The 22,695-nt window shown below is 49.3% G+C and carries 19 protein-coding genes and 1 tRNA gene; 10 read left to right on the plus strand and 10 right to left on the minus strand.

Annotated features, from left to right (window positions below; genetic code table 11):
* Window positions 1–259: 259 nt before the first annotated feature.
* The 4 genes from H6750_07655 to H6750_07670 all read right to left on the minus strand — a co-directional run bounded on the left by H6750_07655 (window position 260) and on the right by H6750_07670 (window position 4,006).
* Entirely contained in the window at window positions 260–796 is a 537-nt protein-coding gene (locus tag H6750_07655) for a hypothetical protein (GenBank protein MCB9774188.1), read from the minus strand.
* Window positions 797–1,029: 233 nt separating this feature from the next.
* Window positions 1,030–1,227 carry a hypothetical protein gene (locus H6750_07660; protein MCB9774189.1) on the minus strand — a complete coding sequence of 66 codons (198 nt, stop codon included), beginning with the start codon at window positions 1,225–1,227 and terminating at the stop codon, window positions 1,030–1,032.
* A 1,033-nt stretch (window positions 1,228–2,260) separates the two neighbouring features.
* The gene (locus H6750_07665) at window positions 2,261–3,193 is read right to left on the minus strand and encodes a 3',5'-cyclic-nucleotide phosphodiesterase (protein MCB9774190.1); all 933 of its coding nucleotides are present in this window, start codon (window positions 3,191–3,193) and stop codon (window positions 2,261–2,263) included.
* A 144-nt stretch (window positions 3,194–3,337) separates the two neighbouring features.
* Complete coding sequence (locus tag H6750_07670) at window positions 3,338–4,006, minus strand: Crp/Fnr family transcriptional regulator (protein ID MCB9774191.1); 669 nt, start codon at window positions 4,004–4,006, stop codon at window positions 3,338–3,340.
* Between the two features lie 1,097 nt (window positions 4,007–5,103).
* On the opposite strand from H6750_07670, the gene H6750_07675 reads away from it, so the two are divergent.
* The 10 genes from H6750_07675 (at window position 5,104) to H6750_07720 (ending at window position 18,323) form a co-directional block, all read left to right on the plus strand.
* Window positions 5,104–5,607, plus strand: coding sequence for a hypothetical protein (locus H6750_07675; protein ID MCB9774192.1), 504 nt, complete (start codon window positions 5,104–5,106; stop codon window positions 5,605–5,607).
* 234 nt (window positions 5,608–5,841) lie between these two features.
* Complete coding sequence (locus H6750_07680) at window positions 5,842–9,300, plus strand: AAA family ATPase (protein ID MCB9774193.1); 3,459 nt, start codon at window positions 5,842–5,844, stop codon at window positions 9,298–9,300.
* An 89-nt stretch (window positions 9,301–9,389) separates the two neighbouring features.
* Window positions 9,390–10,265 (plus strand): DUF3237 domain-containing protein, encoded by an 876-nt coding sequence (locus H6750_07685; protein ID MCB9774194.1) that lies wholly within the window; start codon window positions 9,390–9,392, stop codon window positions 10,263–10,265.
* Window positions 10,266–10,401: 136 nt separating this feature from the next.
* The gene (locus tag H6750_07690; GenBank protein ID MCB9774195.1) at window positions 10,402–11,319 is read left to right on the plus strand and encodes an encapsulin; all 918 of its coding nucleotides are present in this window, start codon (window positions 10,402–10,404) and stop codon (window positions 11,317–11,319) included.
* Between the two features lie 35 nt (window positions 11,320–11,354).
* A complete protein-coding gene (locus tag H6750_07695; GenBank protein ID MCB9774196.1) occupies window positions 11,355–11,795 on the plus strand; it encodes a hypothetical protein in 441 nt (146 codons plus the stop codon).
* 269 nt (window positions 11,796–12,064) lie between these two features.
* Window positions 12,065–14,134 carry an FAD-dependent oxidoreductase gene (locus H6750_07700; GenBank protein ID MCB9774197.1) on the plus strand — a complete coding sequence of 690 codons (2,070 nt, stop codon included), beginning with the start codon at window positions 12,065–12,067 and terminating at the stop codon, window positions 14,132–14,134.
* A 25-nt stretch (window positions 14,135–14,159) separates the two neighbouring features.
* Window positions 14,160–15,197, plus strand: a complete 1,038-nt coding sequence (locus tag H6750_07705; GenBank protein MCB9774198.1) for a polyprenyl synthetase family protein — start codon at window positions 14,160–14,162, stop codon at window positions 15,195–15,197.
* 62 nt (window positions 15,198–15,259) lie between these two features.
* Window positions 15,260–16,627, plus strand: a complete 1,368-nt coding sequence (locus H6750_07710) for an outer membrane protein transport protein (GenBank protein ID MCB9774199.1) — start codon at window positions 15,260–15,262, stop codon at window positions 16,625–16,627.
* A gap of 216 nt (window positions 16,628–16,843) precedes the next feature.
* A complete protein-coding gene (gene idi, locus H6750_07715) occupies window positions 16,844–17,407 on the plus strand; it encodes an isopentenyl-diphosphate Delta-isomerase (protein MCB9774200.1) in 564 nt (187 codons plus the stop codon).
* Window positions 17,408–18,014: 607 nt separating this feature from the next.
* Window positions 18,015–18,323 carry an STAS domain-containing protein gene (locus tag H6750_07720; GenBank protein ID MCB9774201.1) on the plus strand — a complete coding sequence of 103 codons (309 nt, stop codon included), beginning with the start codon at window positions 18,015–18,017 and terminating at the stop codon, window positions 18,321–18,323.
* Window positions 18,324–18,860: 537 nt separating this feature from the next.
* On the opposite strand, the gene H6750_07725 is transcribed toward H6750_07720, so the two are convergent.
* The 6 genes from H6750_07725 to H6750_07750 form a co-directional block, all read right to left on the minus strand.
* Window positions 18,861–18,936: transfer RNA gene (locus tag H6750_07725), tRNA-Asn, on the minus strand.
* 105 nt (window positions 18,937–19,041) lie between these two features.
* A complete protein-coding gene (locus H6750_07730; protein MCB9774202.1) occupies window positions 19,042–19,305 on the minus strand; it encodes a hypothetical protein in 264 nt (87 codons plus the stop codon).
* 116 nt (window positions 19,306–19,421) lie between these two features.
* Entirely contained in the window at window positions 19,422–19,700 is a 279-nt protein-coding gene (locus H6750_07735; protein MCB9774203.1) for a pyruvate ferredoxin oxidoreductase, read from the minus strand.
* A 36-nt stretch (window positions 19,701–19,736) separates the two neighbouring features.
* The gene (locus H6750_07740) at window positions 19,737–20,441 is read right to left on the minus strand and encodes a 2-oxoacid:acceptor oxidoreductase family protein (GenBank protein ID MCB9774204.1); all 705 of its coding nucleotides are present in this window, start codon (window positions 20,439–20,441) and stop codon (window positions 19,737–19,739) included.
* Window positions 20,442–20,470: 29 nt separating this feature from the next.
* Window positions 20,471–21,379, minus strand: coding sequence for a ferredoxin oxidoreductase (locus H6750_07745; GenBank protein MCB9774205.1), 909 nt, complete (start codon window positions 21,377–21,379; stop codon window positions 20,471–20,473).
* A gap of 67 nt (window positions 21,380–21,446) precedes the next feature.
* Window positions 21,447–22,658 carry a ferredoxin oxidoreductase gene (locus H6750_07750; GenBank protein MCB9774206.1) on the minus strand — a complete coding sequence of 404 codons (1,212 nt, stop codon included), beginning with the start codon at window positions 22,656–22,658 and terminating at the stop codon, window positions 21,447–21,449.
* Window positions 22,659–22,695: the final 37 nt, after the last annotated feature.

Genomic DNA, 22,695 nt, shown 5'->3' on the forward strand with positions numbered 1-22,695 from the left:
TGATTTATAAATTTTCATACAACCGGTGAATGCCTGGTTTATGTCCGCGTTGAAGATCACTTGCCTTTCACTCTTCTGGTTGACGTTTTCCTTTACCGATGGATGAACCCGAATGTGCTTTGACTCACTCAACGACCTTCTCAAGAGGAGGCACCCCCAATACAGATAGTCCATAACGAAGGAACATTGAAGCCCCGGCTATTCCTCATTGGATCCCATCTTCAGCATCACGACCATCAACGAATTTGACGACGTGTGATTACATCAGCACTTGTCCTTTTAGTGAAACGATCGATTGCTCCCCGCTAAGGAAAAACCTTCCCCCATTTTTGGAGACCACATCCGCTTGAATGTTAACGATCGGAATCCACCCTTCCGTTCCGCCCACACCTGCATAGAGGAATAAGGCGCCTTCCCCTACTGCGCGAATGGCACAGGTGGAAACATCGCTGGCACCTTTGATGAGGACGACCACAACTGGCTGTTGTTTTTGAATTCCTCCCAGAGTGATGGTGGTGTTTTGATCCAACCGGAGTACCGCTCGATTGGCGAGGGCGATATCCGCCTGACTTTCGTCACCTACCCGAATGCGATCCCCGGCACAGAAGATATCGTTGAGACTCACCGGCTGCCACTGCTCGATGTTCACGCGGCGCACCTCCACTCTGCCATGAACGGAAACGACCGTCGCCACAATCGGATTGCATTCCGCAGCCGATGTGACCGAGGCGGAAAATCCGACAGCCAAGAAGCTGAGGCACAATAGCGAGGGGAAACAGACAGAGACCGCCTTCATGGTCATATTTCACCCGTGTGTAATGTAGGTAAAAAATGTGTGCTATGTTTTCCTCTTTCGATGTTCTGGTAAGCGAAAACCGGGGGATTTTGGGTGAGACTATCCATACAGCATTTCACTCCTCATTCTCTCAGAGTTTCTAGCAACGATCCCGTTGTTTGGATTCGGAGGCTTTGACGACACGAGGCGTCGAATGACGCGAGGGGGGGGAAGCGTACGAAGGGTAGTGTCCTTTACGGGTTCATGGTTCTGTCATTTGGATCTCCTTCTTTTTTTCTGACAATTCGTGGTGCCAAGTCTTTGGTCTCAACACCCTGCCCTTTGTGGCTTTTGACATATTCGATTTCATCCACCCATTGTTCCCATGCTTTGAGAATACCTTTGAAAAGACGGATAATCTGCCGGTTGAAGATGACGGTTTCTTGTTGCATGGGCGTGTTCCTTCTCTCACAGTTCCGCACAACGGGTCATCGAAACGTTCCTATGCCTCAATGACTTGCCGAATCCAGTTTTGCAAAGCCTGAGACATGTGAGGAGGAGGGAGCATCCGTGGTCCGTACTTTCTACCGACTACCTCCCTCTGAATCCGACTCCTTTCGTCATGAATTCCTTGGCGCCAACAAGGAACCAAACCCAGAGAGGCCTGTAGTCATTAGGAAGAAACGATTACGTGTTCAGAAACATGAGCCCAAGCTACGCTCTCTGTATATGTTTCGCCACAACTAAGAATCCTTCCTCATGGATTGGGAGATCGGGCCATAAATATGATTGAAGCTCATGGTTTTTGTGATTTTGATCGCATTAGTTGTCATTGAGGCAACTTCAATACCATCCATATGTTGGATGCTCTTCCCGTTTTTTGAAAAGATAACCACTTGGCGGGAAACAGATATTTCCCTTTTCAAAACATTTCAATGTTAGTTATGTCATTTCAGGCACCACGGATGGTATCCATTTGGATACATAATTTATCCATTTAGATACAGATCTTGGTTGACGACTGTTGGTCTTGAAAGTCCCGAGATCACTCACATTGAGCCTTATGTATGGTCTTTTAGTCAGAATGCTCCATCGTCCCTCACCAATTATTCAGCATACGTCTGGGGGATTACGATTCTTTCTCTGAGAGAGGAAATGAAAAATCCAAATGATCCCACGCAGGAATTGGGAGTGTTGGAGGCGTGGCCGGTTTGAAAACAGAAGGACCAACCCAGGTCAACCGTTTGACTGAGAGGCGAGGCGGGGGGCGATTGGAACATGAATGTGAGGAACAAAAGAGTTGAAAGAAAAAAGTCATTGCTGGGAGTCTGTCTGACTTTGGGAATCGACAGCGAAAGGGTGGCTAAGCGAGGCCAGATTTTGACGATTTTGCCGGTCCATAGTCGGACTATGGGCCAAGGAAGCGACGAAATATGGACCGCCTAGACACGGTTGCAGCCGATTCATCCGAAGTCGGCCAGACTATTAGAATTTCAGTTCCTGGCCTTCTTTCAATATGGTGACGTGGGGGATGTCCAGATGGCTTATGTCATCAATGATTTGGTCTCGTACGGTAGGCTTCATATGGTAGACATATAAGGGCAAATCAGGTTTTCCTATTTTTCGATATTCCTGGGCTAAAAGAGTTGGCGTGAGATGCTTACTGCGAGAGGCCATGTCTTTCATTGAATCGGGAAAGGATACCTCAATGAAGACTCCTTTTAAATTCGGTATCCGGGCGGCCTCTTGCCAAAGGTTATCCGTTACATAGGTATCTCCACTATAAATCCAGGCCACCTCGTCATCCTGAATAATAAATCCAGTGGTTTCGACGGTATGGTTAACCGGAATTGGGGTTACTCTAAGCCTTCCAGGCAAGCGGCATTCCTGTTTGGGCTCTAATTTCTCGCCTCGTAACATGACGTATTGAGATTTTGGAAGATGGAAGAAATTCGGAAAGACCAAATCGTTAAAGACATGCTGCTGAAGTCCAACTAACACCGAAGGTAAACTGGCTACCACGATTTGATGATCCACCCGTCCGGTCATATTATCAACAAGTGGGGGAATGCCCTTTACGTGATCTAAATGCAAGTGGGACAGGAGGATATGCGTGATTCGTTTTTGCTCATCTAAGGTGAGTCCTGATGCTAATGTTCCAGCGTCCACCATCAGTTCTTCATTAACCAAAAACCCCACGCTTCGACATATATGCGGACCGGTCGGTCCACTCAAGAGCAGGTCAGACCCATGGGCTCCCAGTACCCGAATGTTCACAAAAAATCCTTTGAATGACAGCCATGCCCCATATGCTTGCCGTATGAGTGTGCCATATTCAACAAATGCAGGGATGAGCCACCAATTTCCAATCGTAGAATCCCAGGGGGTACCCACCTCTTCGATGGAAGGACAATCCAAAGATCTTTTCTACTGTTTAATTTATTCCATTCCAGTCCTCCTGTCTGTGATATTTATCACATTCTTGGTGTGATGCTCGTCACACGTCGTCAACGCCAAATTTTCTTAAAATCATCAATATCACCAGGGCAAGTCTGTAGGGTTTTATTCCCATAATCTATTGATATATATCGTGTTCCTGGTAACCCTCAGACTTCCGTTTTCTTTAAGAGCCTTAAGGGTCCGACTCAAGGTTTCCCTGGAGCATCCTACCATGTTGGCTAATTCCTGGAAGGAGGGGCGATTGGATATCAATAATTGTCCACGCGTCTCCACTCCATCCTGGAGCTCTGCTAAATTTAGCAGGCATCGGCCCACACGCCCATACATATCAAACATGACAAGACTGCGAACCTGTTCGCTGACTTTTCGCAATCGCTGGGAAAGATTCTTGAGAATTTTCATGGCAATGTCCGGATGATGCTTTAACAGTTCCGTCAATGCCTTTCGCCCCAATAAGAAAAATTCACTCGGCTCCACTGTGATCACTGATGCGGATCGTGGAGCCGATTCCAGAATGGCCATCTCACCGAAAAAGTTCCCTGGCCCTAAGCGCGAGAGGATATATTCCTGCCCGTTTTTCCCGGTTAACAGCACCTTAACTTTGCCTGACAAAATAATGAACAACACGTCGCCTGAATCGCCTTCTTGAAATATCACATTTTTGCCGGGAAAATTTTTGCGACTCCCCGAAGCGGCCAACAGATTGAGTTCCTGATCCGCTAATTCGGAAAAAAGTGGGACATTTTTAATGGCTTGTTTGCACATCACCATGACAGGAAATTTTCTGGTGAGTCATTTATCCCTTGGATTAAGCAGAGATTAGCTCTACTTCGAAAAAAAATGTACGCTAATTCTGACATCAGCCCGTTTTAATTTTTCAAATGGAGCCATCATGCAAAAATCATTCAATAAAGACAACACCCTGGTGTATGGCAACCACAATCCACTTAGCCTCCCCATGGAAACACGCCTGACCGATCATACTGGTGATCATCGCTGAAACCATCGTCGGTATGGCCATATCTTTCTCATGTTTTCAACACATTCCTTCTCATGTCTCTTTTGGCTGATGATAAAGCACCCGCCACAAAAACCTCCTCGAAGAGTCGAATAATCGCGACACACGTCCCAACATGTCATGCACGGTAATGTTCTTCTTGTCAGAAGGGTCGGGAACCTGGACTCGTCCGTAAGGCCAAACACCTGATGCTGAATTGCGGAAGGAGAACTTTGGGACTGCACCCGCCTTCCCCAAGTAGCCAGTGATGTCATCCCCAAGGCTTCCTGCTTCACCTGCGCCGCCAAGAACCTGTTTCTTCCAACACGTCGGATTGCGTTTCGTATAACTATATATTTCCCCTTCCAGATTCATCGCTATTGATATATTTGCATTCTTTAGCTAGCCTAAAAAAAATTCGGATGAATTTTTTGATCATCCAATCATATCGAAGTTGATAACTCCGGTTTTTTGGTATGAGTGAGCTGAATGCCAAAAAGGTATTGATAGAGGAATGAACGAAAACAACTATTCTCCCTGGCTTCCTATTTGTATTCCATGTAACCAGGCCAATAACCATGAGTAGATTGGATGTTTCAGCACATACCGGTATTGATTAGCTTTATTTATAACGTTCTCATTTATCGTTATGGTACATCCCCAGGACAGACCATCAACGACTGCAGGCTCTAGGCATACAAGGGTAGATAGTGCCGTCATTCCAGCAGGGCCAGTTTCAAATCAACCCCGCGGGCCGGAGATTGCACGAGGCAATTCCACGAAACCTCAGTCGGATTTAATTCGAAAAGCTCACGCCGTCCTCCAAGACGAACTCAAATCCCGCACAAGTCTGGAAACGGAGGCCCTGCCAATGGATGCCTTCCCTGGCTTGCAGGATTTCGAATCCACGGTGGAGCCTCTGCACCAACAACCGGGGACGTTGGTTAAAACCTTCATGGATCTGCCGAAACATCGGCCAGAGTCCTTGACCCACATGTCATCCCGACTCACCAGGATTGAAGGGCTCCAGCCTGAGGATCATTTCCAACCAATAGTCCTGCTCAAGATTCCCTTACCCGTCAGTCCAGGGCAAACCGGTCACATAGACTTCACCCTGTTCAATGACGACCCCACAGCAACAGCCGAGCATACCCTCTATACGACCAATCTTGTAGGCATGTCCGGACAGAGAATTCCAGAGACATACATAACCGTGTTTCCAAATCCGGCACGAATCCCTCCAGGGGAATCCATAGACGGGCGCATTGAGATTCACGTTCCCAGCGGCACTTCCCAAGGAAGCTATGGCGGGTTGCTACAGACGGAAGACGTCACCGGGCTCCAAGCCGTGATCCGCCTTTCTGTTGGTTTCTAAGGAAGATTCGGCTTTGGACAGGATGGCTGTGAACCGGAATTTTCTCCACACGTGCATGAACCAGAGCGCGGGAAAAAGGGAAATGGAACTGGACGGTAGCGACAGCGGTATGACCAATCGTTAGAGCGGGGTGAAACCAAGCCTCCGGAGAGTTAGTGTCAATGCATGGGGAGGCTGCGCGGCGCAAAATGCCGCAGGCGATCTTCCTCAGCATTCTGTTCAGAAGGGTTAGGCATGACGTTCGAAGAGATCCTGGACGCGACAATGCGATTGCTTGAGAGCCGCAAGCGCATAACCTATGGGGCCCTCAAGAGACAATTCAGTCTCGATGATGAATTTCTCGAGGACCTGAAGGCCGAACTCATCAAAGGTCAACGCGTTGCGGTTGATGAGGGTGGGGAAGTACTGGTGTGGACCGGCGGGAATGAGGCAACGCCTAGCCCAAATACAGGACAGGGAAACGGAGCGAATACTTCACGAGAAGATCAGGTCACCCACAAAGTTCGGCATTCTACTCAGGCTGAACGGCGCCAACTCACCGTAATGTTCTGTGATCTGGTGGGGTCAACGGCTCTGTCTGAACGTCTTGACCCCGAAGACCTGCGCGAAGTCATAGAGGCCTACCAGGAGACCTGTGACCACGTCATCCAGCGCTTCGAAGGCACAATCATGCAATTCCAGGGCGATGGGATTCTAGTCTACTTCGGGCATCCTATCGCTCACGAGGATGATGCCCAACGGGGAATCCTCGCCGCTCTCGGAATTTTGGATGAGCTCCCAAAATTGAATACCCGCTTGCAGCGGCTTTGCGATGTTGAGCTGAACTTGCGGGTTGGGATCCACACCGGTCTGGTCGTGGTGGGAGAGATGGGAAGATCCGGGTGGCTACAAACGGTGGCGCTTGGGGAAACCCTCAACGTGGCTTCCCGCATCCAAAACCTGACTGACTCCAACACGATTGTGATTAGCGAGGCCACGCTTAACCTGGTCAAGGGTTTCTTCAACGTCCACGCCCTTGGTGAACATACCATGAAAGGGATTTCCCAACCCATAAAACTCTGGCGCGTGCTGGGGAAAAGTGGTGTGCAAAGTCGTTTAGAGGCTGCGGGTAGAAGGCTGGCACCTTTGGTAGGACGTGAGGACGAGGTTGAATGTCTTCGCGAAAGGTGGGGGCACGTCAAGGAGGGCATCGGCCAGGTTGTCATGTTGCAGGGAGAGGCCGGAATCGGAAAAACACGATTGGTGGAGGAGTTTAAAGAGCATCTCAAGCACGATAATCCCACCATTCAGGAGTTACGGTGCTCACCCTTCTACCAACACACCGCCCTCTATCCGGTTATCAATCTATTGGGACAGTGGCTCCATCTCGGACAGGAGGATTCAGCCGACACCAAACTCCGCAAACTGGAGGGTCTCCTCAATGCTCTCAACAATTACCCTTCCAAAGCGGAAGCCGTGGCTCTTCTTGCCAATCTACTGTCCGTATCACTGGACGAGAGCTATGTTCCCCTCAAGTTGACCCCGGAAACTCAACGGCAGAGAACTCTCGAGGTTTTGCGGGATTTGTTATTGGAGACGTCACACGGCCGGCCGGTGCTCTTCATCGTCGAAGACCTGCACTGGGTCGACCCCACGACGCTCGATTGGCTGACCATGGTGGTGAACCAAGCCGCCACAACACGCGTTCTGGTCCTGCTCACCTCTCGCCCTGGTTTTGAACCGCCATGGTCAGAACAAGCAAACGTGGGAAATATCTCCTTGAAGCGATTGAGCGGAATGGATATTGGGGCAGTGGTCAAAGGAGTGACAGGCGGCAAAACATTGCCTCAGGAGATTACCGAGCTGGTCATCAACCGGACCGACGGCGTGCCGCTGTTCGTGGAAGAACTCACCAAATCCTTATTGGAGTCAGGGCTGCTCCGCCAGCGGAACAACGACTATGAGCTCGTAGGATCACTGCCTTTAATGGCGATCCCTGCCACCCTTCAAGACTCGTTAATGGCCCGGCTGGACAGACTCTCGACGGCGAAACCGGTCGCACAGTTGGGCGCGACCCTGGGGCGGGAATTCAGCTATGAGCTCCTTCACGCAGTGTCCCCGCTCGAGGAGACCACGTTGCAGAATGCGCTGACACGACTGGAGGAAGCCGAACTCGTGTATCGGCAGGGTCTGCTCACCCAGGCCAAATACACGTTCAAGCACGCATTGATCCAGGAAGCCGCATACGAATCATTATTGAAAGGAACCCGGCGAAAGCTCCATCTTCACATCGCCGAGGTGCTGGAACGTCGGTTTCCATCCACAGTCGAATCCGAACCGGAGCTTATAGGCTATCACTACACCCAAACGGCGCACCCTCAACGGGCTATTCCCTACTGGCAGAAAGCGGGGCAACGGGCGCTCAAACGGTCTGCAAACCCGGAAGCCATTTCGCACTTGACAAAGGGCCTAACACTACTCAAAACATTGCCCGAAGACCCCGAGCGCGACCAGAAGGAGTTAGCGATGCAGGTTGGCCTCAGCCCGGCCTACATGATTACAAAAGGATGGGGCGCGGTGGAAGTCGAACAATGCTCCAAACGTGCGCAAGCGCTAAGCCAAAAATTAGGAGACGGCCAGAGTCTCTATGCCGCGACATGGGGCTTGTGCTTCAACTACTTCATGCGGGGGCAGTTAAATGTTTCCTTAAAAACCGGGGAAGAGGTGTGCCAGATGGCTTATGCAACTGAACTCCCCATCCTGAAAGTAGGGGCGCATCATGCGATCGGATACTCTCACCACTATCGTGGGGAATTTACTGAGTCACGGAAGCATGCGGAGATGGGAATAGCCCTATTTAACATTGAGCAGGAAAGATCGATCATCGGCCTGTTTCAGTTGTCTTCTACAGTGGCCTTGCACGAGTTCTGTGGTAGCAGCAAGTGGATGCTTGGTCTGCCCGATTCAGGGCTGAAGCATGTCCAAGAAGCTATAGATCTCGCAGAGAAACTCGAACATCCACCCAGCATTGCCTTTGCTTACGGTATCGGCTGCTTTGCATACCATCCGGCCCGGGACTTCGATTGGGTAGAGAAAGCTTCAGACAAAGTGCTGGAGCTTGCCAAAAAGGAGGTGTTTCAACTCTGGGATATCATCGCCCTGATGTACCACGGTTGGGCGATAGCCATGAAGGGCCGCCTTGAGGAAGGCCTTAACGAGATCGAAAGAGGGCTTGAAAAATTTCGACTCACCGGCAATCGGATTATCCTGCCTGACGTTATGACGATGCTTGGAGAGGTTCTGTGGCACGTCGGCCGAATCGAAGAGGCGCTCGCGGCGCTGGACGAAGGAATCTGCGAGGCTACCCATCCCGATCGAAATCAACATTTTATGGAACCTGAACTCTATCGTCTCAAGGCAGAGATTTTTAAACAAAGTGCCGAAATTGAGGAGAACCCAAAGAACGCAGCAAAATTGTTTAAAGATGCCGAAGATTCTTTCCAAGATGCATTGGATCTTACACGTAAGCAAAAAGCCCGCATGCTGGAGATCCGAGCGGCAGTTGGTTTAGGCCGACTGTGGCAAAAGCAGGGAAAACAGCAGAAGGCTCTCCAGATTCTCGAGAATCTCTATAACTCTTTTACCGAGGGATTTGCCACGGAGGATCTCCGGCAAGCGTACACATTGATTGAGGAGTTGAGAAAGTCGCCATAACGCCTGGCCGTTACAGTGTAGGCGGACTAAGCCAAAAAGGAGTGTGAGCCGTTCGAGCCAACAGATCTAAGTCGAGAAGGGAAACGGTAATGCGTTACAACAATGAGGGGCTCACACTGTGGTATGGCTCAGAGGACACGCCGGCGCCCGAAGGAGTGGTGGAATCAGGCGACAACCTCAGTGTCATTGCAGCTGTCTCTCCGGCAAATCCAAGCAATACGGTCAGTCTACTGTATCGTGTCGAGGGAGGATTCGAGCGCACCGTCCGCGCAACCCTGTTGCGAATTGAAAATGGTGCCGGGCAACAGTACTTCAAAGCTGTCTTTCCGAGACTCTCTCCCGGATCGAAGGTCGAGTATACCATTATCGGCGAAAACAGCGGACGGCGGGTTCCGAACCCCTGCGCGATGACGGTTCTGACCCGTCAATTTGAAGTCCAAAGTGCCTTCGCTTCAACCCCTACCCCCGTCGAAGCATCCCAACCAAATCCGGCTGAAGGTCATTTGCCGTTCAGCATCGAATATCTTTCCCATTTTACGATTCATCTTGGCGGTGGCCCTCCTGAGATCATCGGAGAAACTCCGGAAGGAATTAAGGTCAATTGGTACATTAGCAGCGGTGAATTTATCGGACCAAAACTTAATGGAAAGATTAATCACGAGGGCGGTGACTGGATGACCATTCGGCGGGACGGGGTCGGGATCATGGATGTACGTGCCACGCTGGAGACAAGCGATGGAGCGTTGATCTTTATACACTACCCAGGCTACTTCGAATTAGGTGAGAAGGGATACGAAAATTTTTTGAAGAATAAGTGGCCACCCACACCACCCACAAGGACAACCCCTTGGATGATTACCTCGCACCCTAACTACCTATGGGTCAACCGATTACAATGCATCGGAATCGGTCGGGTCATCATGAAAGAACCAATTTATGAATATGACCTGTACGGATTGTTTTAGAACTTGAAGGGCAAGTTTCGAAACCAAACCATGGATACGACTTCAGATTTTCCGAATAACTTTAATAGGCCAACTTGAACCATCGTCTTACTTTTATTTGTGTCCTTATTCATTATTCAGGAGAGGTGAAGAAGCTATGGAACAGGAAATTTTCCCAGGTCAATGGACTGAGGACCAATGGAGCCTCGTACAGCAGACAGTTCGTGATGAAGCAAGCAAGGTACGCGTGGCCGCATCATTTTTGCCACGCAATGGGCCTTGGCCATCAGAAACTGATTCAGTCCCAACACAGGATTTTTTTGACAACCAGCCTAATCCCCTACCAGGTGGCCCCCCTAACCGCCTGGCAGTTGACGACCGGACAACGCGACCCCTTACAACCATTTCCGTGAATGTTCAAATCAGAAACTCGCAAATTGCCCAACCGGACCTTTCCAGCGCGCTCAGCATGTTTCGGCGCGCCGCGAATATTATTGGACGGATCGAGGACGGTTTGATTTTTCAAGGTCAGAACTCAGTGAACCCTTTTAATAATGCGCAATTCCCAAACCTACCTAATGTTTTCCAAGTTTCGGGCGGAGCGATATGGAGGGGACTCATAGACGCTGCAACCCGTCAAGGGTCTGGACAGCAGCCGTTTGATAGTTTGCGTGATCAGAATGGCACGCTTGCGTATTCTCCAGACGCGTTCGTGAGGGACATTACGCGGGGGATATCAACACTAGAAGAAGGAGGATATCTAGCACCATTCGCCCTAGTTCTAAGTAACGATCTCTTTGAATTGGCCCATACGCCAACTGATTCGCTTGTGATGCCTGCCGATCGAATCAAGCCAATTCTCAACGGTCCGTTATTACGTTCCAGCACGATACGACCTCTGTATGGAGTTTTAATGTCCACGGCTGCTGATCCTGTTGATTTGGTATTGGCCAGTGATATCTCGGTTAAACCTGTCCAGGTCACAATGGAGCCACGTCACGTCTACCGCGTGTCCCAGCGTTTTACCCTTCGCATTAAGCAACCAGGAGCCCTTTTGGCTTTTGGGCCAGAATAGAATTGCAATTTTTCTCAAGAAAGGTATTAAGAGATATGACAAAAGTAAAGAAAACGCCCGTCCAAAAGAAGAAAACACCTTCCAAAAGAGCGCCTGCAAGCAAGGGAGGCATCGAAATGCCTGACCCAACCCAATCGACACAGAAACCCATTTTGAAACCCGTGCCTGATACAAAGAAAGAGGGCCCTTTCCGCTACTGCCAGTGTGATAAGGGTAAGCTAGCCGTTAAAATTAGAAACCATGGCGGAGATATGCCTAGCGTTCCTAAAATCAAAGTAAAGGTAGACTACAGACAATATGGGCACGAAGTAGTAGAGGATTTGGAGGGGTTGAAAAGCGGAGATGAAACTAAACAATTAGAATTCAATCCCCCACAGGTGGCCTTCGATCCAGACTGTGAGTTCGATATCAATATTTATATAGGAGAAAATTTGCACCGTACGACCGGTGGAATATGCCCTGGGGAAATTCACTGATTCCCCAAATTGTAAGGACCCTAAACAAAATGGCTCCCAACAAAGTCACAGAAAGTTGGAAGTAGACCTTTTCCATTCGGAATAAGGGCAAGCTGCTGCATGGCAGTTGATTGCGACGTTAGATTTTTTGTGAATAACCACAGCAGGTGAAACCAGAATTGAGAGAGAAAAGTGGATTCATGAGTCAAACATATCTTAGACCCGTGAAGATACTTTTAGGTCAGGACTTGTCGGAAATGTATTTCAACTAGTTACCAGGAATCGGTGAAATGTCCAAAAAAGTCATTATTCTCGGTGGAGGTATCGGCGGTATGAGTGCGGCACATGAGCTGGCTGAGCGAGGGTTTGATGTCGAAGTCTTTGAACGACAAGAGATCCCCGGGGGAAAGGCTCGCAGCATTCCCGTGCTTGAATCCATTGATGACCGTGGGAGCCAGGGCACCCAGGGGCCGGCCATTGCGAAATGGCGGCGGATGAAAGGGCATGAGTTAGGGCCCCACGACAAGGCTCCCTGGCTTCCGGGCGAGCACGGCTTTCGGTTTTTCCCAGGTTTTTACAAACACATCGTGGATACCATGGACCGGATTCCTTACGGACAGGGCAAAGTTTCTGACAATCTGGTCAAAACCACTCAGCTGTTACTGGCCAGGGAAGGGGCAGACGAAATGGTCCTTCCCTCCCGATTCCCACAGACTCCCCAGGATCTTAAGTCCTCTTTTGATGCTGTCCTCAAGGTGCTATCTGATGAAATTGGCGTATCGCTCCATGAGATGCAGCTCTTTGGAGGGCGGGTCTGGCAGATCGCGACCTCCTCCCACGAACGCCGGCTGGATGAATATGAAAAAATCGGGTGGTGGGATTTTATTAAAGCTTCGCAAGGTTCAGAAGACTATAAAAAATTCTTCGGGCACGGAATCACCCGCTCTCTCGTCGCCTCTCAAGCTCACCTTGCCAATACACGCACAATCGGGAACATCTTTCTTCAACTTGTCTTTGACATTATTGACCCGACCATCCCAACCAGCGACCGTTTACTCAACGGACCAACGAACGCGGTATGGATTCGGCCATGGTTGAACTATTTAGAACGTCGCGGTGTGAAATATCACCTGGATTGTACGGTTCAGTCCATCAGTTATTCCCACGGACACGTGCAGAGTATTACGGTGGAAAAGGGTGGGACAACAACAACCGTGGCGGGCGATTATTTTGTAGCGGCACTGCCTGTTGAACGAATCGCACCCTTGATCAACCTGAAGCTTCAAGAAGCCGACCCACGGCTGAGCCATCTATCTGAGTTGGCGAAAAATGTCGCCTGGATGAACGGCATCCAGTTTTACATCACGCACCCGTTGCCCATTGCCCACGGCCATGTCATTTTTGTTGACACACCCTGGGCTCTCACCTCAATTTCCCAGGGACAGTTCTGGCCTGATTTTGATCTGGCCAAATTCAGCGACGGGGATACACGGGATATTCTCTCGGTCGATATCTCCGACTGGGAAACCGAAGGCGTGCTCTATGGGAAAAAAGCCAGCGACTGCACCCGTGAGGAAATTGCCATGGAGACCTGGGAGCAACTCAAGCGCAGCCTCAACGATATGCATGGAAGGATGGTCCTGCGGGATGAAGACTTGGACCATTGGTTTTTGGATCCGGATATCCGCCATGACCCTGAGGAAAGAAAGTTAGAGGAAAACGTCGAGCCACTTCTGGTGAATCTTAAAGATACCTGGCGTCTGAGGCCCGATGCCGTGACGGCCATTCCAAATTTGTTCCTTGCGGCCGACTATGTGCGAACTCATACCGACCTGGCCACGATGGAGGCGGCCAATGAGGCCGCCCGAAGAGCGGTCAATGGCATACTGGACCGCAGTGGGTCAGGGGCAACCCGCTGTCGCGTATGGGCACTTCATGAGCCTGAGATTCTCTTACCCTGGCGTGAATATGACCGGGCACGGTGGGAACAGAACCTGCCATGGGAAGACCCATTAGCCCTCATCAGTATCGCGAAACCGATACTCGAGGTATTTGAAAAGACAGGCACACTATCCAGCATTAACAGTCGTTCGTTCCAGCGTTTTTCTGAAAATTTTGAAGTCGCCAACAACTTGACAGGGCTTGTGAACGACAACCAGACGTCCCCGATAGAAAACCTGCTGGAGGTGACAAAACCTGTACACTCGATCGTCGAGGATATCAGAGGAATGATTCCCTCTGATGGTGGGTTAACAGAAGTACGTCCAAGCTCAGGAGTACAGGACGAAGAAATGAAGGGGTGGGAAGGTGAAAGGAAGCCACGGCAATCTGGCCGACTGCGAATCATACAAAAACAGTAGGAAACCCCGATAGGATTATCGAGCGATGGATTCTCAAGACTACAACACATTTCTTGAACGGTTGGGCGACTACCGCCGCCAGACGATCGAGGCTCTGCAACGATCGCTCCCCGACAAAGAGCCACGTCGTTACCTCTACGTCCCGGTGCGGGAATATCTGGAACGTTCCGGAAAAGGGCTTCGCCCTGCTCTCTGTCTAGCCACCTGTCGAGCCTTTGGTGGCCGCATTGAGGATGCCCTTGAATCCGCAGCCGCAATTGAAATGCTCCATAACGCCTTTCTCGTTCACGACGACATCGAAGACGGGAGTGAGTTTCGACGCACGCATCGAACCCTGCATACGCAATATGGGATTCCAATCGCCGTCAATACCGGGGACGCGATGCAAGCGCTCGGCATGGGTATCCTGAGGAAAAATTACTCTAGGCTTGGCCCCAAGCTGTCATGGCAGATTTTTGAAGAATTCTACACCATGCTAATGGAGTCGTTTGAAGGACAAGCGATTGAGCTGGGTTGGATACGAGACAATCGATGCGATATTTCAGATGAAGACTATCTCCGCATGACCTTGAAGAAAACCTGCTGGTACAGTTTTATCCATCCCTGCCGAATTGGCGCACTCATTGCCCGTCCTGAAGACAAGAATCTTGACCGGTTCAACGCGTTTGGCCAGTACCTTGGCTCGGCCTTCCAGATACAGGACGATGTGTTGAATCTGATAGGGAGTCGGAAGAAATACGGTAAAGAAATCGCCGGGGATCTGTACGAAGGCAAGCGGACGCTCATGCTTTCCCACTTGTTTGAGAACGGCTCTCCTGAGGAGACCGCGAAATTGAAATCCTTTCTAGCCAGGTCCCGCAATGGCAAATATGCCGATCAAATTGATTGGGTAAGAGAGTTGATGAACACACATGGCAGCATTGAATACGCACGATCCAGTGCACGCGGACTCCGTGACGCGGCCGAACAGGCCTTTGTTGACGCGTATTACGATGCGCCGGAAAGCGAGGACAAAGCCTTCATTCAGCAAAGTCTCCATTACATGATTGACCGAACCTCCTAATTGCCCTTGGCCCTGGAGAAACGATCCTTGAGGCCGAGGAACCGCAAAAGAAAGGAGCCCAGGTGAACGACCTTTCATTAAACCCTAAGAGAATGGTCTCCTACGCCGGATTTTTGGCAAGCGCCCTCTTTTTTTTGGCCACCCAGGGGATCGCGTATGGTGAGGGATGGCGACTTCCATATCAGGGCGCCGCAGCGGCTGGTCAAGGAGAGGCCTTTATCGCCCAGGCTGATGATGCGTCGGCTTTATATTACAACCCCGCAGGCCTTACCCAGTTGAGAGGCGTCCAGGTCCAATTTGGCGCAAATTTCATTACCGGGAAATTCGAATATACCAGTCCAACGGGCCAACAGGTCGATGGAAACCTCCGGCAACCTGTGGCGATGCCGCCCCCAAGCCAATTTTATTTGACCGCAAACCTTAAGGACTTGGGCTTCACGGCCCTTGGGCCTCTCACAGTAGGAATCGGATTGAACTCCCCATTCGGGCTCGGGTCCAAATGGCCCGATGACGCTCCGTTCTCGAACGTCGTAACTGAAGCCACCGTCCCTCTCCTGGATATCAAACCTACCCTGGCCTATAAGATTCATGAGATGGTCTCTCTCGGAGCCGGGATGGATATTTATACATTTGCGAAGTTCATTGGTGAAGGTCAGGCTGAACTGAAAACCCAATCGACCGAAATCAATGGAACCGACACGGCCGTCGGATTCAATGTGAGTGCACTCTTGACCCCCTGGCGAAATAGCGCGGGGGAACCTCTCGTGAATTTCGGATTGGTTTACAGACATCAGGCAACGCTCCATCTGAAAGGGGACTTTCTCGTGAACGGTAAAAAGGTTGACGATGCCGTGACGACGCTTCCACTCCCATGGATTCTGAGCGCCGGGCTCGCCGTATGGCCGATTCGGGACGCCGCCCGCGCCTGGAAAGTCGAAGTCGACGTGGATTATGTCGGATGGAGCCAATATCAGAGTTTGGACATACGTCTTTCCAACGCGCCAAATATTTCGCAACCCACGAATTGGGAAAACACCTACACATTCAGCGCCGGCACCGAATACAAATGGCTCAAACTCACTTCACTCCCCAATTGGGAAATTGCCCTCCGGGGAGGCTATCAACGCTCTAATGCAGCGGTCCCGGCAAGCACGTTCACCCCTGCTATTCCTGATTCCAATTGGAACATCTTTGCGACCGGACTCGGATTGAGATGCAAACGGGGATCACACTTCCTGGGATTCATCAGTTGCGGGGATTCTAACCCTCACTCAGGCTACCTGGAAGCCATTGTTTTGGATCTTGCGTTTCAATGGGCGCTCTGGGAGACCCGCACAATCAATGGGAACGAAATTAGCCCCACCATCAATGGTAAGTACAAAACGAAAGACTGGTATATCGGATCGTTCAGTATCGGTCTGATTTTTTAAGGGACACAGCAACATTTTGCACACCACCAGTATATGGAATTGGTTCGCATTGACTGAGGCTACATTCTTTTATAGAGCACTCGGTGTAAATCTCTCTGTATCGTTGTAGAATGCCTTGCAATTGTCTCAGCTCAGGAGGAGATTCGACACCAAACTCATTTAGAAATGGGAAATGACGGATACCACATGAACGTCAAGGAAACTGGACCAAGACAAATGACATTTTCCCAATCAGACATGTTAATACTTGTCGATAAAAACGATGAAGTCATCGGCTTTCAGGAGAAAGAGGCCTGTCATGATGGCGCCGGCCAACTCCACCGTGCCTTCTCCGTGTTCCTGTTTGACCAAACTGGAAAGCTTCTTTTACAAAAACGCAGCCACCACAAGCGACTTTGGGGAGATTTCTGGTCAAACAGCTGCTGTAGCCATCCGCGACCGCATGAGAATACCCGCGACGCGGCCGAAAAACGTGTTCGGGAAGAATTGGGCGTCGATTCGTGCCTGCACTTTCTCTTCAAGTTCGAATATCGTGCACGCTACGATGGACGTGGTTCAGAGCACGAACTTTGCTATGTGTACGCCGGTCTCTTAGCCGGAGAGCCGAAGGTAAATGAGTTCGAGGTAGGGGCATGGCGAATGATCTGCCCACAATCACTCGACCAAGAACTCGTTGAAAAGCCGGGCGTCTTTACACCATGGCTCAAGTCCGAATGGCCGCGCCTACGAGGCAGTCACTGGAACACCGTAAAAGGTCTCTTGTCCTCAGAAAATGGCTAAGCCAACGATCAAGGAAGGCTTTAAGATTCCTATTATTTCGGACTTGTTTCATTTCTCAGTTTTTAGCCATTAGTTTCATGAAATCTGAAGATGGCGTTTGGCTTGGGCCCAACTGTTTTCGATGTCATGAACTTGATTGTGGGTATCTGCAAAAAGTTTGCTGTGGTTAATTCGACAGTGCTTGAATTCTGAGGCATTAAACACATTGCAACTGCGCAAGTCGTTGTTCAAGACCATGCTAACCGGCACGAGCAATTCCCATATTCTGTAAAACTGGCTTTTGGCATCGAAATTTTTTGGATGTATATCCGTCGCCTTTTAAGAATAGAAATGACTTGGCATTTGACCCTGGTACATCGCCTGTGTTCGGCACTACAGATCCACTGAAACATACGGTGAAGCTGAATTTTTCAACAAAGAGCTTGGCGGGAGTTACTTATACGCGCAGATATTAGAATGATCTAAGGAAATAGCCCTGAAGAGAAATCTCAATCGTCCGTGTCATCCCCTTTGTTCATTCTAAAGAGGTACAGGATTCGATTCTTTACCGGTCTTTCTAAACGCCACTAGATTGCAAACCCATATGTCTTGTTAGAGAAGGATGGTTATGCAGGGCGAAATGCCATTCCCAAAGGGCTTTTGGCGACTCACTCTTCCACGGAAGTTTGATAGGGAAGCTCAAAAAGAATTCGAGATTAGAATCCAACAGATCCTATCGGGTGGCTATACGAAGTTGGCGCTGGATCTCAATCCTGTGGCATTGATTAGTAATTCTGGATTAGGCCAAATTGCTATGACCTGTTTAGATCTCAAAGCAAAGGGTATTCAGGTGCGCTTTGTTGGGATTTCACCAAAAATCAAAGGTATGCTGGATCGACATGGACTCTCTGATCTTCTTGCCGCTGCAAACATCTAGTTAGTTATTGCCCTCTTAAAAATACCATTCTGTTTGATTTGTACAATCTCTTTTGGTCAATTCTGGAAACCGAATCATGTCGACCAATGGAATTTTCACTGATTCACAGACTCATATAATGGGACTGTTGAAAAAAGCCGCCAGCGGCGTTCTCGCGATTTTTCCGTGCTCACGTAAGACGCGTACGCTCCGCGCGTAAAAACGGTTGCGGCCTTGCTGGACGGACCCTTCGGGAAGACTCAGGGCATGCTTTTTTGAACCGAACCGGAGCCTTTGATGAGCAATCTAATCCTGGGCAAATTTGTCCTTGAAAATCTTAATTATTCAACACTCCCATAATCGATTGACAGCCAAGCTTGTATAGGCGGGAAAGGCCAGGATAAGGATGACATGCTGTCCACTACACCAGATCGGATTCCGAATAAAAACTGGCCAGCAAAAAATTGGTAGTATGGGGAAGGAAGTGCAAAGCTACATGTTTAGATCCGGTCAGACTGGATAATCAACCGGCGGCATTAACATGGAGCCCATTGAAATTGGCTCCTCGGGCAGGACTCGAACCTGCGACCATTCGGTTAACAGCCGAACGCTCTACCAACTGAGCTACCGAGGAACGAATATTTTTTAAGTGCGAATACTTTTCTTGTGAAGGATGATCATAGCGTGACTGCCGGATTTCTTCAAGAACCGATGAACCCTTTTAAAGACTTTTTATGCCTTAGAACTGAAAATCGGCAGAATCCTCTTCACCCTCATCTGCCTCCGACGCCCCCCCTTCGGATAACTTCACATAGTGGCGTGCCCAGGATAAATAAATATTAGCGCTGTCTTTCATTGCATCGGTACCTTTGATAAGTTTACCGACAATTTCCTGATCTCCCCCACTGATTTCAATCTCTCGTGCTTTGGTTTCTAACGCATGATGAAAATTTTCCATCTGTTCCGTCAACGTCTGCACATGTTGATTTAAATCGGTACTCATTTAATCTTACCCCTACATCCTGTGCATCCATTAATGGATGACGGTTCGTCTAACAAATAAAAAAGCCCTACGACCAATCACAAGACGGAGATCGTAGGGCTTTTCGTCTTTTAGAATTATCCCTGATAGGCTTGACCCAATTCCGCAGCTTCTCCAGCCTTATCCATTAAGGTCCCATCTGAATTCACGGCGACCATTTCAATCGCTTCGTGTTTAGCGGCGTCACATACGACTTTACAGAGCTCACACCCCTTGCACCGCTCAATATGCACTTCGGCAATCATTTTGTCTGAATTGAGATCCAGACAGTTGGCCTCCGGACAATACATAATGCAGAGCCGACAGCCTTTTTTCGCCACACATTTCTCATCTGTCACTTGAGCAACATTATACATCTATCTATCTCTTTCCTTCGCTGAGGTTCTCGGTATTTATGCGGCCGTGGCTTCTCCGACCATCAATTCCACGTTGTTTTTCTCAGCCCATTCTGCTGCTATTTCATAGGATCGGGCTACCGTATCGAGGTTCTTCTTTAACAACATTTCTTTTTTGGCAAACTTCTTCTTAATGGCTTCGTCCAGGGTTGCCGTACCACCAGAGGCCACGAATTTTTTCCCGAAGCGCTCCTGTAAAGCCAGGTCCAATCCATTCATGGAAACACACTTTGTGATCCCGGCCACGGAACCAATCATGGTCATGTTCGTTGCCAATTCAGTCCCGGCGATTTCTAAGGCAATATTCGTCCCTGGAATATTAAAGACCGATACATTCAGGTCTTTGAGTCGTTTCACGTCTTCATCGGACAAGAGAGGCATGTCAGTATTGATGATCACAAGCCCACCCTCTTTAATCCCGGAATAAAATGGCATCGTATAACTCTTCCCCATCGTAATAACCTGAGGATGAAACACTTGGATCACATCTGGAAACACCAGCTCGCCCCTGTCGTAAATTTTTCTGAGTCCGATTCGGCAATAACTTTCGGCCGGAGCCATACGCTTTTCGGCCCCAAAAAATGGATTCGAAATGGCAAACTTCCCATCTTTGGATGCAGCCATAGCCATGACATGTGCCGCAGTCACGGCACCTTGCCCTCCCAGACCTGACATTCGGATATTGATTCGACGTATAATCATGGATTAGCTCCTCTCACATGTCTCTCCGTTTATGCTGTTTGGCCGGCAAGTTGCTTTTTGGCTGCAGCTTTTCGTTCTTTTTCTTTCGCTGCCAATTCGGCCAATAATTCCTTAGCCGGTTCGCTTACATACTCTTTATAAGCAAACCGTTCCGTTGGCTTTTCAGAATCACGCATTTCCTGTAAGCCTTCCATGCTGTTTTTTCCAATTTCCAGGATACATGGGGTATATAATTGGAGGTAAGTCGGTCCAATTTCTCTCGCAATATGCACAGCATTTTTAATCACTTTTTCAATGAGATTTGGTTTGCTGACCGTGCAATTCACCACATAATGGCAGCCGGACTCCCGGGCAATTTCTGGAAGGCGAACTTTTTCAAAGGTTTTGCCTACCGGGGCCATCTTGGCAACAAAACCCTTTTGCATAAGCCCACTCTCTTGACCACCTGTATTGGCATATAGCTCGTTATCGAAACAAATGGTGGTAAATTTTTCCTGACGGAACCAGGCCTGCAAGGTCATGTCCAGACCAATATCCACGGTAGCTCCGTCTCCTGCTAACACCACGACGTCTTTATGGCGGTCAGGGAACCGAACCGTCAACGCCCGTTTTAACCCGGACGCAATGGCATTCTGATTGCCGAACAATGAATGGATATTGTGGACCGCCACATGTGGAAATACCAAACTGGTACATCCTGTTGAGCCCACCATGACGGTATCCTCAGGACTGGGTAATGACGCGAGGATATAGCGGAATGCCATGGACTCTGGACATCCGGCGCAAAGAGAATGCTCTTCAATAAGTTCCTTTGCGTTACCGATATCCTTCCATCCTCGTTGTTCATTCCCATACGTTGCCCGTTTGACCAGATCCTGGTATTCAGCGGGCATGATGTCAAACAACTCCTCTGCGATTTTTATTCGTTCTTTACTCATGAGTTTCTCCTTATAATCGTGATCTGCTTGAGACCCATATTTTCACAAAGTGCTTTCCGATTGTCCATCAACCCCCACGCCCAGCCAACGTAGGTGCCTTGACCCCTAACACAGTTTTGATTTCCGCGGCGATGATTTCAGGCGGCATCGTCATTCCACCACACACATGTGGGCCCGCATGAATCCGTTCATTATTCGGAATCGTTGCGCTCACTTCACGGGCTAACCATCCAATGACATTAAATTCAGGAACAATAATGTGCTTGGCATGCTTAGTGGCCTCCCTGATCTCATCTCCAGGCCATGGCCGCAAGGTTTTAACCTTCACTAAACCAACCCTAATTCCTTCCTCTTCCAACATCGCAATCGCTTCACGGCTTTGCGAAACTGCGGTTCCCGAGGCCACCACAATAACATCTGCATCGGTATTTTCGGTGTCAATCAGTCCATCCATCCAACGGATGGTGTGCTTCCTCGACCGTTCAACAGCGGCCCATACCTCCTGCTGCCAGCTTGCATGAGTGGCATAACTAATATAGTTACTTTTCATTACAAAAGGATCCCGCATCATTCGAACAGGAGGACATTCCATATCCATACACGGAACCGGCGATCGATAGGGATCGTAGGGAGGCAAACACATGTCGACGGGAGTTAGATCAACCATATCTTTTGTATGGGTCACAAAAAAACCATCGCAGCATAAGGCCAATGGCAAATGAACATCAGGCTCTTCCGATACCATGTAGCCCTTGAGAATCCAGTCATAAAAATCTTGAGCTGTTTCCGCATGCCACACCAGCATACCCGTTTGCATTAAGTAGGAAATTTCTAAAGTATCCGGCTGAATGGAGAGAGGAGAGTTGATGCCACGGCAGGTCACAATCATCTGAATAGGCAGCCGCGCTCCGGCCCACATGGGGAAATTTTCCATAGCCCGCATGGTGCCTGGTCCCGCCGTGGTGGTAAACACTCTGGCGCCACCAAAAGCGGCTCCCGCGCATTGAGACATGACGGCAAATTCGCTTTCCCCTCGGAAGTAATCACCAATATATCCTTCAGCAAAGAGTTCTCCACACAAGGCGGCAGCTTCACTTTGAGGGGTAATGGGATACGCGACCATTATGTCACAGGAGGCTCGCCGTACAGCCTCTTTTATGACTTCACTTCCAGTAAAGAAAGACGGTGTTCTTGGCGCCTCATTCATCATGTGCCAAGGATCGGTATACACCTGTTCTTTTTTGTTTTTTTGTCCTATGAAAGAAGCTTGAGCGGCCATGATTTTGACCTCCTTTGTCTGCTTCAGGGTGAAAGAC

It is taken from the genome of Nitrospiraceae bacterium (assembly GCA_020632595.1).
GTDB lineage: Bacteria > Nitrospirota > Nitrospiria > Nitrospirales > UBA8639 > Nitrospira_E.